The sequence below is a fragment of the Caloranaerobacter sp. TR13 genome, from assembly GCF_001316435.1.
Lineage (GTDB): Bacteria > Bacillota > Clostridia > Tissierellales > Thermohalobacteraceae > Caloranaerobacter.
In genome coordinates, this window is record NZ_JXLL01000010.1 from 1 (window position 1) to 15,436 (window position 15,436).

General features: G+C 31.1%; 10 protein-coding genes. All 10 read left to right on the forward strand.

Annotation, left to right across the window (positions count from 1 at the left end; all coding sequences use genetic code 11):
• Positions 1-204: 204 nt before the first annotated feature.
• Positions 205-570 carry a flagellar protein FlaG gene (locus TR13x_RS07640; protein WP_054871330.1) on the forward strand — a complete coding sequence of 122 codons (366 nt, stop codon included), beginning with the start codon at positions 205-207 and terminating at the stop codon, positions 568-570.
• A gap of 188 nt (positions 571-758) precedes the next feature.
• On the forward strand, positions 759-2,456 hold the full coding sequence (gene fliD, locus TR13x_RS07645) for a flagellar filament capping protein FliD (protein ID WP_054871331.1): 1,698 nt from the start codon (positions 759-761) through the stop codon (positions 2,454-2,456).
• A gap of 184 nt (positions 2,457-2,640) precedes the next feature.
• The gene (gene fliS / locus TR13x_RS07650) at positions 2,641-3,033 is read left to right on the forward strand and encodes a flagellar export chaperone FliS (protein ID WP_054871332.1); all 393 of its coding nucleotides are present in this window, start codon (positions 2,641-2,643) and stop codon (positions 3,031-3,033) included.
• Between the two features lie 15 nt (positions 3,034-3,048).
• Positions 3,049-3,534 carry a flagellar protein FlgN gene (locus TR13x_RS07655; protein WP_161802937.1) on the forward strand — a complete coding sequence of 162 codons (486 nt, stop codon included), beginning with the start codon at positions 3,049-3,051 and terminating at the stop codon, positions 3,532-3,534.
• 799 nt (positions 3,535-4,333) lie between these two features.
• Entirely contained in the window at positions 4,334-4,864 is a 531-nt protein-coding gene (hpf, locus tag TR13x_RS07660) for a ribosome hibernation-promoting factor, HPF/YfiA family (protein WP_054871334.1), read from the forward strand.
• Between the two features lie 301 nt (positions 4,865-5,165).
• Positions 5,166-7,907, forward strand: a complete 2,742-nt coding sequence (gene secA, locus TR13x_RS07665) for a preprotein translocase subunit SecA (RefSeq protein ID WP_255351326.1) — start codon at positions 5,166-5,168, stop codon at positions 7,905-7,907.
• Positions 7,908-8,158: 251 nt separating this feature from the next.
• Positions 8,159-9,263, forward strand: a protein-coding gene (gene prfB / locus TR13x_RS07670) for a peptide chain release factor 2 (protein WP_242851744.1) whose coding sequence is annotated in 2 segments (ribosomal slippage) — positions 8,159-8,224 and positions 8,226-9,263 — 1,104 coding nt in all. Because the reading frame shifts where the segments join, the coding sequence is not laid out codon by codon here.
• A 125-nt stretch (positions 9,264-9,388) separates the two neighbouring features.
• A complete protein-coding gene (locus TR13x_RS07675; RefSeq protein WP_054871336.1) occupies positions 9,389-11,506 on the forward strand; it encodes a methyl-accepting chemotaxis protein in 2,118 nt (705 codons plus the stop codon).
• A 131-nt stretch (positions 11,507-11,637) separates the two neighbouring features.
• Entirely contained in the window at positions 11,638-13,791 is a 2,154-nt protein-coding gene (locus TR13x_RS07680) for a Tex family protein (protein ID WP_054871337.1), read from the forward strand.
• 226 nt (positions 13,792-14,017) lie between these two features.
• Entirely contained in the window at positions 14,018-15,304 is a 1,287-nt protein-coding gene (locus TR13x_RS07685; RefSeq protein ID WP_054871338.1) for an MFS transporter, read from the forward strand.
• The last annotated feature ends 132 nt before the right edge of the window (positions 15,305-15,436 follow it).

Below are 15,436 nucleotides of genomic sequence, written 5' to 3' on the forward strand. Positions count from 1 at the left end.
AAAGTACTACAAAGTACTACAAAGTACAAGGTTACAAAGTACAAAGGTATTAATATTAATTAGTTTAGTTTTTATTAGTTTAGTTTTTGTAGCGCACAATTCATTGTGCGGTATACAATTTTAGTTTCAAAATTTTTTTATTAAAGTTATCGCTGTATTTTGTCGATATAATGTATAGAAAAGGATAAATAAGGAGGAAATCAGATGAGGATTAATAGTGTTGTTTCAACAACGCCTGTACAAAAACCTCAACAGGTTTCATCTGATGAAAATTTAGAAAAACGACCGATAAATAGTGGGGAAGTGGGCGTTGAAGTACCTTCTACTGATGAACAAAGAAAAATAAGTGAAGAAGAACTAATACATGCAATAGAGGAAGCAAATAAAAGTGTTAAGATATATGATAGAAGATTAGAGTTTTCAATCCATGAAAAAACTAAAGAAATAATGGTAAAGGTTATTGATACAAATACTGATGAAGTAATACGAGAAATACCTCCAGAAAAGATATTAGATATGGTTGCAAAGCTATGGGAAATGGCTGGTATATTAGTGGATGAGAAAGTATAAACAAAACTATTTATGGTTTTGAATTTTAAATTGTAAATGCTAAATGTTAAATATTTAGGAAATTAGGATTATTTTTACTAAAGTTGAGCTTATTTATAATCCATGATTTATTTAAATCAAAGATTTTGTTCAAATTCAAAATTTAAAATTTAGAATTCTCCTGAAAGGAGTTTCGGGGTGGTGTTAAAATGAATAATCTTAGAATTGGTGGTTTAGCTTCCGGCATGGATATAGATCAGATAGTAAGCGACCTTATGAAAGCAGAAAGAACAAAGGTAGATAAATTAGAACAGGACAAGCAGTTAATTGAATGGAAACAAGAAGCGTATCAAGAAATAAATTTAGACTTTGCAAACTTTATTTTGGATACTAAAAAAGAGTTTGGATTAACTACTACAACATCTACTGGAACATTAGTAAACAAATCAGTTAGTAGTTTAGATTGGGTAAAAAGCGCAACATCTTCAAATGAAAGTATAGCTACAGTTAGCGCAATTTCAAGTGCAGTTAGAGGTACCTATAATATAACTGTAGATAGATTAGCAGAAAACTTCTCTGCAGCAAGTAGTAGCAATATATCAACTGGTGACACATCAAACATAGCTAGTCAATTTGGTTTAGCCGCAGGTGATACAATAGAATTTACTATTACAACTAATACAGGGCAAAAGACATTTACATATACTAATTTGGATACAGTATCTTTAAGCGATATTGTTAGCGATATTAACAGTGCTAATTTAGGTGTAACAGCAGTTTATGACAGTACAATTGATAGATTTTTCTTACAGACTGATAACACTGGCTCATCTAATTGGGTTAAAATAACAGATACAAGCATCGATTCAGGAGGAGGAAACATAGATTTTATAACAGGTGCAGGAAGTTTACTTAAATTAACTTATGATAATGCTGGTACTCCAACAACCCTATCAGATGGTACAACATATTCAGGTGTAGATGCTCAAATTGACTTTGGTCAAGCACAAAATATTATAATGAGTTCAAACCAATTTACGATAAATGGAATAAGCTTTAATTTAAAATCTACTGGTAGTTTTACAGTTCAGGTAGCTACTGATGTAGATGCAGTATATGATAAAATAAAAACTTTTGTTGAAAAATATAATGAAATTGTAGATAAAGTTAGTACTAAGCTTAATGAGAAAAAATATAGAGACTATTTACCACTAACTAAAGATCAAAAAGAAGAATTGTCTGAAAAGGAAATAGAGCTTTGGGAAGAAAAGGCTAAAAGTGGACTTTTAAGAAATGATTCTATATTGTCAAGAACTATGTATAGTATTAGAAGTGGAATGTATGAACAAGTTTCTGGAGTGACAGGTTCTTATGACCAGCTTACAGAAATAGGTATAACAACTGAAAGTTATGTATCTGGTTCTGTAGGTGGTAAATTGGTAATTGATGAAGCTAAGCTTAAGGAAGCAATACAAAATGATGTTGATGGTGTTTTAGAATTATTATTTAAAGAACCAAGCGATACTTTAGCAAGCAAATCGGAAAGTGACATGACAGCAGCAGAAATTCAACAAAAGAGAAGTGAAAGTGGTCTTATAAATAGGCTTTATGATAATATGATTGCTGGGATGAAAGAAATAATCAATAAATCAGGACCTGGAGATGATTCCGAAACTTTCAGGAATGTAAAATCTAATATATTAATTGATTTCATTACTCAATATAGTGGTATAAGTATGTTAGACAAAGATATTATTGATATTAATGAAAGAATTGATGACATGTATGATTATTTAGATAGTGTTGAGGACAGATATTGGAGACAATTTACTCAAATGGAGAAGGCAATTTCACAAATGAATCAGCAGAGTGCGTGGCTGATGTCACAACTAGGTGGAGGAATGTAGGCATAAAGAATGCAAAACATTCTTTATGAATTTTAAATTTAAAATGTAAAATTGAAAATAAAAATATAAGAATGAGGAAATAACGAAATGAATAACGTATAGTAGCTTCGAATTTATTCGAAGCTTAGAATTATATATAAAGTATATATAGTAACGCAAAGAATTTATGGAAGGATGAAAAAGTATGGCAATAAAAAATCCATATGCACAGTATCAGCAAAATTCGATAATGACAGCAACTCCTGAAGAATTAACTTTAATGCTATATAATGGAGCTATAAAATTTATAAAGCAAGGCAAAATATTTATAGAGCAAAATGATATACAGAATGCTCATAATTCTATAATTAGAGCTCAAGATATAATTAGTGAATTAAATATTACTTTAAATATGGATTATGAGATATCTAAAAATTTAAGAAGTTTGTATACATTTATTTTAGACAAGCTAATGGAAGCTAATATAAAAAAGGATTCAAAAATATTAGAAGAGATATTACCTATTGTGGAAGATTTAAGAGATACCTGGAAAGAGGCTATGAAATTAGCTAGACAAAGCAAAAGGGCTATTAAATAGTTGGGAGCTGATAAAGTGTCAGATGATCTGATAAAAGAACTTATTGATTTTAGTGAAATAAAGCTATCTTTAGTTAAAGAGATATTAGAAATTACTAAAAAGCAGTCAGAGTGTATAAAAAATAACGATATCAAAAGGCTCCAGGTTTATATTGATATAAAACAAAATAAAATAGAAGAAATAAACAAGATAGATAGTGCTTTTGTAGAAAAGTATGAAGAATTTAAAATGATAAATAAAATAGATTCTATTGAAACGATTGATGTTGAAGAATATCCTAACTTAAAGCGTCTTAAAGAAACAATAAATAAGATTTTATTAATATTAAAAGAAGTGCAAGTAATAGAAACTGATAATAATGAGAAAATTAAAAATGAATTTGATAGTGTTAAACTTAAACTGAAAAATGTTAAACAAGGTAAAAAGATTGTAAAAGGATACGACAATGCTTATAAAATTAGAAATATGAATAGTTCGATATTTATTAATATAAGGAAATAGAAACTTGTAGCCCACATTTAAATGTGGGTTTTGAATTTTTTTAAATATTTTTTTTTTGAATATTTGTAGCTCACATTTAAATGTGAGCTACTCGATTTCTTTTCCCTGATCTCTGTCCCCTGTCCTCTGTTCCCTGTTTTTTATTCTAGTACCCAGTACCAAGTACTCATAAACTCCACATATTGTATATAAAGAAAATGTAACTACTAGCAAAAAAATAAATATAATTGTTAAAAAATTTCATATTATGTCTAAAATCAGATAAAAAAGGAAAAATTTTTTTATCCACTACATATACACATAGTTTTCCACAATAAAATATGTACAAATATACTTTTTCCACAGACTTATCAACATTATCCACAGAACGACACGCATTTTATCCACATATTATTAATAATTTTATTGTGGATAAGTTGTATTAATATTTATGCAACCAGCTGTATATCGAAAAATAATGTATATATCTGTATTAATAAATAAAAAAACATAATTATTTGTTTGTTTTTTGAGTAAATGTAGAAATGATTTGAAAATTTTAAAAAGAAAATAGAAAAATTTTTCTTTTTAAAATTTATTGTTAGTTACTCTGTATATGTGGGTATCATAAGAATATAAAGTCTTAAATAAAAATATATTAAATAAAATATATTAAAGAAAATATTTTTGGGGGGATTAAATTAAAAACAATTACAAAATTAAAGTCTTTTTGACGAAAGACAAAAATTAATTATCAAAGAACTTGAAGTAGTATTTAATCTTTTAATAACTTATATAAATTGAAAGGGGTTGGAAATACATGAAAATCATAGTAAGTGGAAAAAATATAGAGGTTACAAGTGCCCTAAAGGATGTAGTAGTAAAGAAGATGGAAAAGTTAGATAAGTATTTTCATAAAGATGTTGAGGCACATGTTACAATGAATGTTGAGAAAAACAGACAGATAATAGAAGTGACTATACCTTTTGCGGGTGGTATCATTAGAGCTGAGGAATCAAATGGTGATATGTACACTTCAATTGATAAAGTGATAGATATTTTAGAAAGACAAATAAGAAAGCATAAAACTAAATTACAAAAAAGAAATCATAGTGGAGCAACAATAAGATTTGAAAATATAATACCTTTAGAAGAAAACGGAAATGATGAGCCAAAAATTGTTAAAACTAAACGTTTTGCTATTAAACCTATGGATACTGAAGAAGCTGTACTACAAATGGAGCTTTTAGGTCATAATTTCTTCGTTTTTAGAAACGCAGTAACTGATGATGTAAATGTAGTATATAAAAGGAAAGATGGGAATTATGGTTTAATAGAGCCAGAGATTTAAAATAGAGTGTAGAAGACGGTGGAGATTACTCTCCACCGTTAAGTTTTTTGACAGAATAGCTATTTATGAAAATAAATTTGTTTATAACTAAACGGTGGAAGTTGTTTTTACCGTTTTACTATTGTAGCCCACATTTAAATGTGGGCTACATAATGATAATTAAAACAAAATATTATTTATATAACTAATAGCGAAAATTGAACGACCAATATCGAATGACAAATGACGAAAAGCGTTCCACTTGTTCCTTACAAATTTTAGTGATAAAATATAAAGATAAGGTAAAAATAACCGAAGGGTGATGAGAGTGAAAGGACTATTTAAAAAGATTTTTGGAACTTATAGTGAGAGGGAAATTAAAAGATTAAATCCGTTAGTTGAGAAAATAGAATCATTAGAAGATGAAATGAAGAAGCTTACCGATGCACAATTGAAACAAAAAACTCAAGAATTTAAGAATAGATTGGCAAACGGAGAGAATTTGGATGATATTTTGCCAGAAGCTTTTGCAGTTGTTAGAGAAGCTGCTGATAGAGTTCTTGGTATGAGACATTATAGAGTTCAGTTAATAGGTGGTATTGTTCTTCACCAAGGAAGGATAGCTGAAATGAAAACAGGCGAAGGTAAAACTTTGGTAGCTACTTTGCCTGTTTATCTTAATGCTCTTACAGGAAAAGGTGTTCATGTAGTAACAGTAAATGACTATCTAGCTAAAAGAGATAGAGATTGGATGGGTAAAATTTACGAATTTTTAGGACTATCTGTAGGTTGTATAGTTCATGGATTAGAAAGCAAAGAAAGACGTGAGGCTTATAATTGCGATATAACATACGGTACAAATAATGAATTTGGATTTGACTATTTAAGAGATAATATGGTTATATACAAGAGTGAGATGGTGCAAAGGGAATTAAACTATGCAATAATAGACGAGGTTGACAGTATTTTAATAGATGAGGCAAGAACTCCTCTAATTATTTCAGGAACAGGAGATAAGACAACTAGTCTTTATTTTGCAGCTAATTCTTTTGTACAGACATTAAAGGGAACAAAAGTAGATCCTAATGAGAAAAAAGATCGTTTTAACTTCGAGATGAAGGAAGAAAAAGGAGATTTTGTTATAGATGAAAAGGCACGTACTGTAGTTCTTACTGAACAAGGTGTAAAAAAGGCAGAGAAATTTTTTAATATAGAGAATTTAGCTGACCCTGTGAATATGGAACTAACTCATCATATTAATCAAGCTTTGAAAGCTCACAATCTTATGAAAAGAGATAGAGATTATGTAGTTAAGGATGGCGAAGTTATAATAGTTGATGAATTTACAGGAAGACTTATGTTTGGTAGAAGATACAGTGATGGTCTTCATCAGGCGATAGAAGCTAAAGAAGGTCTTAATGTAAGAAGAGAATCAAAGACTTTAGCAACTATAACATTCCAAAATTACTTTAGAATGTATAAAAAGTTAGCTGGTATGACTGGTACAGCGAAAACAGAAGAAGAAGAGTTCAGAGAAATATATGGTATGGATGTAATAGAAATACCTACAAATAAACCAGTTATTAGGATAGATTATCCTGATGTTGTATATAAAACTGAAGAAGCTAAATTTAAGGCAGTTGTAGAAGAGATTAAAGAGAAAAATGCGAAAGGACAGCCTATTCTTGTAGGTACTATTTCTATAGAAAAATCTGAAGTACTAAGTAAAATGCTTAAAAAAGAAGGAATAAAGCATGAAGTGTTAAATGCTAAGCATCATGAAAGAGAAGCTGAAATTGTTGCTCAGGCAGGTAGATATAAAGCTGTAACAATTGCAACAAATATGGCAGGTAGAGGAACTGACATTGTTTTAGGTGGTAATCCTGAATTTTTAGCTAAAAGTGAAATGAGAAAGAGAAATTATAGTGACCATTTAATTTCTCTTGCAGATAGTTTTGAAGATACTGATGATCCAGAAATTTTAGAAGCTAGAAGGGTATACAAGGAAATATTAACTAAAACTAAAGAGGCTTTAAAAGATGAACAAAGAAAGGTAATTGAAGCTGGAGGGCTTCATATTATAGGTACAGAAAGACATGAGTCACGTAGAATTGATAATCAGCTTAGAGGGCGTTCTGGACGTCAGGGAGACCCTGGTTCTTCTAGATTTTATATTTCGCTTGAAGATGATTTAATGAGGCTGTTTGGCAGTGACAGAATTAAAGGCTTGGTTGAATCTTTAGGTATGCCAGATGATGAACCTTTAGAGCATTCTCTACTTTCAAAATCAATAGAGACAGCACAAAAAAGAGTTGAAGCTAGGAACTTTAATATAAGAAAACATGTTCTTCAATATGATGATGTTATGAATAAACAGAGAGAGGTTATATATGCTGAGAGAAGAAAGGTTCTAGAAGGCGAAAATATTAAGGACCATATAATTTCAATGGTAGAAAATATTATAGATGCAGCTATCGGCATTTATACAGCTGATGCTAAATATCCCGAAGAGTGGGATTTGAAAGGTCTTGAAGATTATTTAGCAAATATATTCTTACCTAAAGGAATGCTTAAAATAGAAGACATAGAGTCTTTAACTAGAGAAAGTTTAAAAGATATAATAATGGATGTAGCTACAAAGTTATATAAACAGAAGGAAAATGAAGTAGGAGAGAAGCAGTTAAGAGAACTTGAGAGGGTAATACTACTTAGAGTTGTAGATACTAAATGGATGGACCATATTGATGCTATGGACCAATTAAGACAGGGTATTGGCTTAAGAGCAATGGGTAATGAAGATCCTGTTAGAGCATATCAGATTGAAGGATATGATATGTTCCAAGAAATGATAAAAAATATTCAAGAGGATACAGTAAGATATTTATTTAATCTACAGCCTGCTGAAAGAATAGAAAGAGAAAGGGTAGCTAAGATAACTAATGCAAGTCATGGAGAAGGTGGTAAACCTAAGACTGTTGTTAAAGGTAAAAAAATAGGAAGAAATGATCCATGTCCATGTGGTAGTGGTAAGAAGTATAAGAAGTGTTGCGGGAAGAATGTTTAATGGGTACTAGGTACTGGAATTGATGATAGGGTACAGGGGACAGAGAACAGGGAACATGGAACAGGGTTGCTGTTCCCTGGCAACTGGTAACTGGCAACTAAAGAAAGCTGTCCGACATTAAATTGTAGCGCAGAATTAATTCTGCGCTACTAATGAATAGCCAATATTGAATAGCGAAAAGCGAAAGGCGAAATTAATCCTGTCCTCTGTACCCTGTCCCCTAACAAACTAATAAATAGCGAGGTGTTACAATGATAGATTTAGTAGAATTTAAAGAAAAAGTATCTAGTTTTAGAGAGCAAATACAAGAAATAGGTGTTTCTCTTTGACGTAGAAGGATTAGAGCATAAAATTAAAAAACTTGAAGAGGAAATGTCAAAACAAGATTTTTGGAATGACCACAAAAGAGCTCAAAAAGTAGCTCAGGAACTTAAAAATATAAAAGACAAAGTGAAAGAATACAAAGATATTATTAAGGAAATTGAAGATGTTGAAGTGCTTTTAGAATTAGCTCAAGAGGAAGAAGATTTATCTTTAATTGATGAGATAAAAGAGACAATTGATGTTATTGATAAAAAAGTTAATGATATAAGGATAAATACTCTTCTTAATGAGGAATATGATAAGAATAATGCTATATTATCAATACATTCAGGTGCAGGTGGATTAGAGGCTCAAGATTGGGCACAGATGCTACTGAGAATGTATCGAAGATGGTGTGAAAGAAAGGGTTATGCAGTTGATGTTTTAGATATATTACCAGATCCAGAAGCTGGGATTAAAAGCGTAACCTTGCTTGTAAAAGGGCTTAATGCCTATGGATACTTGAAATCTGAAAAAGGGGTTCATAGGCTTGTTAGGATATCTCCATTTGATTCATCTGGAAGAAGGCATACGTCTTTTGCATCGGTTGATGTAGTTCCTGAGATAGAGGATGATGTAGATATAGAGATTGCTCCTAGTGAAATAAGAATTGACACATATAGAGCAAGTGGTGCTGGCGGTCAGCACGTAAACAAGACAGAGTCAGCTGTAAGGATAACTCATATACCTACTGGGATTGTTGTACAATGTCAAAATGAAAGGTCGCAGCATAGCAATAAAGCGACAGCCATGAAGATACTAAAAGCTAAATTAATAGAGATAAAAAGGCTTGAACAGAAGGAAAAAATTGAAGATTTACAAGGAGAATATAATCAAATTGCTTGGGGTTCTCAAATAAGATCTTATATATTTCATCCATATAATCTAGTAAAGGATCATAGAACTGGCGCAGAAGTTGGAAATGTGAATAGTGTTATGGATGGGGATATAGATTTATTTATAAATGAATATTTGAAGTCTAAAGCTAGATAAGCCACCATTTTTGGTGGTTTTACTTTTTTAAAAACAAAAATATTCAGAAAATAAAGAGGATTATGTAAAAAAACGTAGAATATAATTTAGGATAGTGAAAATTTTAATTAAGGGGTGTTACTTGAGTGGGGTTATTTAAGAGAAAAAAATCAAAACTTACTTTTTCGAAAAAACTATATAAAAAAGATAAAAAGAAAACACCAAAGAAAAAAAGTGTATTGTTATCTAAATTTGTAAAAAAAGAGAAAAAGAAAACTATAAGAAAGCATAAAATTAAAAATCAGATAATGGCGATTGTTTTAATACTCACAATAATACCTATCGTTTCTGTAGGATTAATAAATTACTATTTCCAAACTAAAAATGTAGAAAAGAGTATAGAAACTACAAATCTTGCTATAGCTAAATCTCTTGCAAAGCAAGTAGATATATTTATTTTAAGCTCTTTTGATATTTTAGAGACTTTAACCGCAACTCATGATTTCATGAGTATGAGTAAATTTGATTGTGCAACTGTACTAAATTCTACAGTAAATAAAATAGATCAAATACAAATGCTATACATATATGACATGAGAGGTAATGAGTATATATCTACATCTAATAAAAAAGATAGTAGAAATGTAAGTAAAGAGGAATGGTTTAAGAAGGCTTTAAAGGGAGAAAAGGCAGTTTCTGATTCTTATGTTGACGAAACTAATAGGCTTTCCGGAGTAAATATAGCTATGCCTATGAAAAATATGTTTGGAAAGCAAACAGGTGTGATAGTTGCAAAAATAGCTTTAAATGATTTAGTAGAGTTATCAAAAGCACATAAGATCGGGCAAACTGGTATAGCTTATATAGTTGATAAGACCGGAGTTGTAATTGGACATCCCGAGTTTAGGGAAAAGGTATTAAATAGATTTAATGCAAAAGAGAACGGAATTATAGGTGCAATTAATGCGCTTGATGGAAAAACAGGTATTGAATTAACATATAAAAATGATAAAGGAGTAGATGTAGTAGGAGCATATACAGTAGTGCCTTCAACAGGTTGGGGTGTTATAGTTGAGCAGAATAAAGATGAAATAACACAAAGTTATCTAAAAGATTTATATAGAACCTTGTATGTTACAATAGCTGCAATTATTTTAGCTATTATATTTACATCTATTGTAGCTAAAATATTCTCAAATCCTATTGTAAAATTAGTAAATGTAGCAAATAGAATTAAAGATGGAGATTTAACTAACAGAGCAGATGAAAATGCAAAAAATGAGATTGGAGACTTACAGAAAGCTTTTAATCAGATGCTTGATGCATTGCATATGATAATATCTAATGTTCAAGCTGCTGGAGATGAGATAAATATATCTTCTGAAGAATTAAAAAACAGTGCTGAGCTTACCGTTAAATCTTCAGAAGAAATTTCAAATATCATTGAACAAGTTGCTGCTGGAACAGAAAGACAGCATAGAAGTATGGATGAAGCTGGTGAAGTTATAAATAGAATGGCAGAGAGTGTGAAAAATGTAGAAAATAAAACTAGACATATTTTACAAGCTACAAATACTGCTTCAGATATAGCTAAAGCAGGTTCTGATGATGTAAAGATGTCAGAAGAAACCATGGATTTAATTACGAAAAGAGTTAGAGAATCAGCTGACAAATTAGAAAAGTTAAAGCAGCATACAATGGAAATTGGCAATATAGTTACATTTATTGATAACATATCAAAACAAACTAATCTTTTAGCGTTAAATGCTGCTATTGAGGCAGCGAGAGCAGGCGAATATGGAAGAGGCTTTACGGTTGTTGCTGAAGAAGTAAGACAACTTGCAGAACAGACAAGCAATGCATCAAATGATATAGTTAAGATAGTAAATGAAATACAAAATGAGATGAATGAAGTTGTAAAATCTATGGACGAAGGAATAAGTGAAGTAGATAGAGGAAGAAAAATAATTAGTAATACGACAAAGTCATTTAACAATATTATTGCTGAAACAAATAAAGTATCTAATATTGTTGAAGAGTTTTACGGTATAGTAGAAGAGTTATCTCAAGAAATGAATGGAATAGAAACAGCATTTGTTCAAGTTGGTGAGATTTCTCAAGAAACGGCTTCAGGAACTCAAACAATATTAGCGAGTACAGAAGAACAGCAGTCAATTATTCATCAGATAAATGAATCTGCTGAAAAATTACGTGATATGGCTTATAGATTAGATACGTTGATAAAAGGGTTTAAGTTAGAATAGTTGAGAGTATATGCGGCTTTTAGCCGCATTTTGTTTGTGGATAAAGTATGTGGTAAGTAGCCTCATCCCTTGTTTAATAATGCATAAAATTATATAATTAAGTGGGAGATTGCGTGAAGGAGAGAAAAAATATGGATATTGTTAAAAAGCTAATAGAAGAGTTCGGACTGAAACGATATCAGGTAGAAAATACTATTAGGCTTATTGATGAAGGAAATACTATTCCTTTTATAGCTAGATATAGAAAGGAGCAGACAGGAGAATTAAGTGATGTTGTTTTAAGAGAGTTTAGTCAAAGGCTTTCTTATTTAAGAAATTTAGAAAGTAGAAAAGAAGAAGTTATAAGGCTTATTAGTGAGCAGGGTAAATTGACTGATGAGTTAAAAAAGGAAATTATTGAGGCGGATGTACTTCAAAGAGTAGAGGATTTATATAGACCTTTTAGACCTAAACGTAGGACAAGAGCTACAATTGCGAAGGAAAGAGGACTTGAGCCTCTAGCAAATATAATATTAGCTCAAGAAACAGTAGAAATAAGTTTAGAAGATTTAGCTAAACAATTTGTAAATGAAGAGAAGGGTGTAAATAATATTGATGATGCTTATAATGGAGCTAAGGATATAATAGCTGAAATTATTTCTGACAATGCAGAATTTAGAAGAGTTATAAGGAATGTGACTTTTAACAAAGGTCTAATAGTATCAAAAGTGGTAGATGAAGAAATAGAATCTGTATATGAGATGTATTATGATTATAAAGAACCTGTTAAGAGAATTCCAAATCATAGGATACTAGCTATTAATAGGGGAGAAAAGGAGAAATACTTAAGAGTAAAGATAGATGCGCCATATGAAGAGATAATTACTTATCTTATGGATAATGTTATTACTAATGATAAAGCTATTACTACAGAACATCTTAAAGAAGCAATAGAAGATGGCTACAAAAGATTGATTGCACCATCTATAGAGAGGGAAATTAGAAATAGTTTAACTGAAAGAGCAGAAGAGCACGCTATAAAAGTATTTGCTAGAAATCTTAAAAATTTACTTCTTGGGTCGCCAGTTAAAGGTAAAGTAGTTATGGGATTTGACCCGGCGTTCAGAACTGGGTGTAAGATAGCTGTAGTTGATGAAACAGGTAAGTTATTAGATACGACTACTGTATATCCTACTGAACCACAGAATAAAGTTGAAGAAACTAAAAAAGAGCTTAAAGAGCTTATAGATAAATACGATATAGATATAATTGCAATAGGCAATGGAACTGCATCGAGAGAGTCAGAGCTTATTGTAGCTGAAATGCTAAGTGAAATAGATAAAAATACATGTTATACAATAGTAAGTGAAGCAGGAGCATCTGTTTATTCAGCATCAGAAGTTGCCAATGAAGAATATCCTGATATTAATGTATCATTAAGAGGAGCAATATCTATAGCTAGAAGATTACAAGACCCATTAGCTGAACTTGTAAAAATAGACCCAAAACATGTAGGTGTAGGCCAGTATCAGCATGATATAAACCAGAAAAAATTAGATGAAGCTTTAAAGGGTGTTGTTGAAGACTGTGTTAATAGTGTAGGAGTAGATTTAAATACTGCTTCAGTATCATTACTTCGCTATATAGCTGGGATATCTTCTAGTGTTGCTAAAAATATAGTTAAATACAGAGAACAAAATGGGAAGTTTAAAAATAGAGAGCAGCTTAAGAAAGTACCTAGACTTGGAGATAAGGTTTTTGTGCAATGTGCTGGTTTCTTGAGAATATCTGATGGAACTAATCCATTAGATAATACTTCTGTTCACCCAGAGTCATATGATGTTACGATTAAACTTATTGAAAGACTAGGTTTTTCAGAGGCAGATATAAAGAATGGAAGTTTGAAAGAGATAGACAAAAATTTAAAAGATATTAATATAGAAATTTTAGCTAAGGATTTAGGTGTAGGTTTACCAACTCTAAAGGATATTATAAAAGAGTTAAAAAAGCCTGGCAGAGACCCAAGAGATGAGATGCCAAAACCAGTATTTAGAACTGATGTATTAAAAATTGAAGACTTAAAACCAGATATGGTACTAACAGGAACAGTAAGAAATGTAGTAGATTTTGGTGCATTTGTTGACATTGGAGTAAAACAAGATGGTTTAGTACACATATCTCAATTAAGTAACAAGTTTATCAAGCATCCTATGGAAGTAGTTTCAGTAGGTGATATTGTTAAGGTTAAGGTAATAGAGGTAGATGTAAAGAAGGGGAGAATAGCACTAAGCATGAGGGAAGTATAGGTACTAGGTGCTGGGTACTAGGTACTGGGTACTAGATACTGGGTACTGGGTGCTGGGGACTAGGTACTGGGTACCTATTCCCTGTCCCCTGTTCTCTGTTCCCTATAAAAAAATGAAAGTAGCGCAGAATTAATTCTGCGCTACTACAATTGACACTTGGTACCTGTTTCCTGTCCTCTGTACCCTGGTCTCTATCTCCTATAAAAAAACGAAAGGAGTTTTTGAAATGAATACAGAAAGAAACAGATTGTATACTTATCGCTGGTATATATGGGGAATACTTGCATTAGCATACGTAATAGTATTCTTCCATAGAGTTGCAGCGGGCGTAGTTAGACAAGATTTGATTAAAGCATTTAATATTACAGATGTTGAATTTGGAAACTTAGGTTCAATGTATTTCTATGCTTACATGATTATGCAGATACCGTCAGGAATATTGGCAGATACTTTGGGAGCTAGGAAAACGGTTTTTGTAGGTACACTACTGGCAGGTATAGGTTCTATAATATTTGGATTTGCTACAAACATAACATTAGCTTATATTGGAAGATTGATAGTTGGATTAGGAGTATCTGTAGTATTTATTTCTATTTTAAAGGTTTTATCACAGTGGTTTAGAGAAGATGAGTTTGGAAGGATGTCAGGGCTAACTTCTTTTATTGGCAATGGTGGTGCTTTACTTGCACAGTTTCCTCTAGTAGTAATGGTTACAAATATAGGCTGGAGATTATCTTTCGCTGCAATAGGGGTTATATCGTTAGTTGTAGCTGTATTAGCGTATTTAATTGTAAGAAACAGTCCAGAAGATATGGGATTTGATCCAATAATTAAAAAAGTTGAAAAGAAAAATGTATCATTATCAGAAAGTATAAAAAATGTTTTTTCTAACCCAAAAACTTGGCCAGGTTTCTTTGCTTTTGGAGGGATGTTTGGTTCAGTAATAGCTTTTGTAGGTGCTTGGGGAGTTCCATATATGATACATGTATATGGTATATCAAAAGCTAAAGCTTCAACTTTTACTATGATAGTAACAGTAGGGCTTATGATAGGCAGTTTGGTTGTTGGTACAATTTCAGACAAGATTGGAAGAAGAAAAGCTCCATTTTTAGCCTTTTCTTTAGTATATACATTAACATGGGTAATTTTAATGTATGTTAACCCTGGTAGAATGTCTTTTTCATTACTTTATATATTATTATTTATAATGGGCTTCTCATCATCAGGTTTCGTACTATCTTGGGCATGTTCTAAAGAAGTGAACAACCCTAGCTATGCAGGGATATCTACTGGAACAGTAAACATGGGTGGTTTTCTTTTTGCAGCAGCTATACAGCCTGTTATTGGTTATATACTAGATAAAAGCTGGACTGGTAAGCTAATTGACGGAGTTAAAGTGTATACAGTAGCCTCATATAATAAAGCATTTTTAATATGTTTAATAGCTTCTATAATTGCTGTTATAAGTATATTATTTGTTAAGGAAACAAGATGTAAGAATATATATAGTTAAAAAAGGATCCTGAATTATCAGGGTTCTTTTTTTGATATATAAATAATATTTTTTAAAAAATATAATTGACAAGGTAAACGCTTTCAATTATAATAAAGTTAGGTAACCGATAAACATAAATTAACTTAACAA

Bases quoted from the DNA above. Each gene is read 5' to 3' on its own strand.
- hpf (WP_054871334.1), top strand. From the start codon at position 4,334: ATGAAAATCATAGTAAGTGGAAAAAATATAGAGGTTACAAGTGCCCTA.
- TR13x_RS07685 (WP_054871338.1), top strand. From the start codon at position 14,018: ATGAATACAGAAAGAAACAGATTGTATACTTATCGCTGGTATATATGG.
- TR13x_RS07640 (WP_054871330.1), top strand. From the start codon at position 205: ATGAGGATTAATAGTGTTGTTTCAACAACGCCTGTACAAAAACCTCAA.
- fliD (WP_054871331.1), top strand. From the start codon at position 759: ATGAATAATCTTAGAATTGGTGGTTTAGCTTCCGGCATGGATATAGAT.
- secA (WP_255351326.1), top strand. From the start codon at position 5,166: ATGAGAGTGAAAGGACTATTTAAAAAGATTTTTGGAACTTATAGTGAG.
- TR13x_RS07680 (WP_054871337.1), top strand. From the start codon at position 11,638: ATGGATATTGTTAAAAAGCTAATAGAAGAGTTCGGACTGAAACGATAT.
- fliS (WP_054871332.1), top strand. From the start codon at position 2,641: ATGGCAATAAAAAATCCATATGCACAGTATCAGCAAAATTCGATAATG.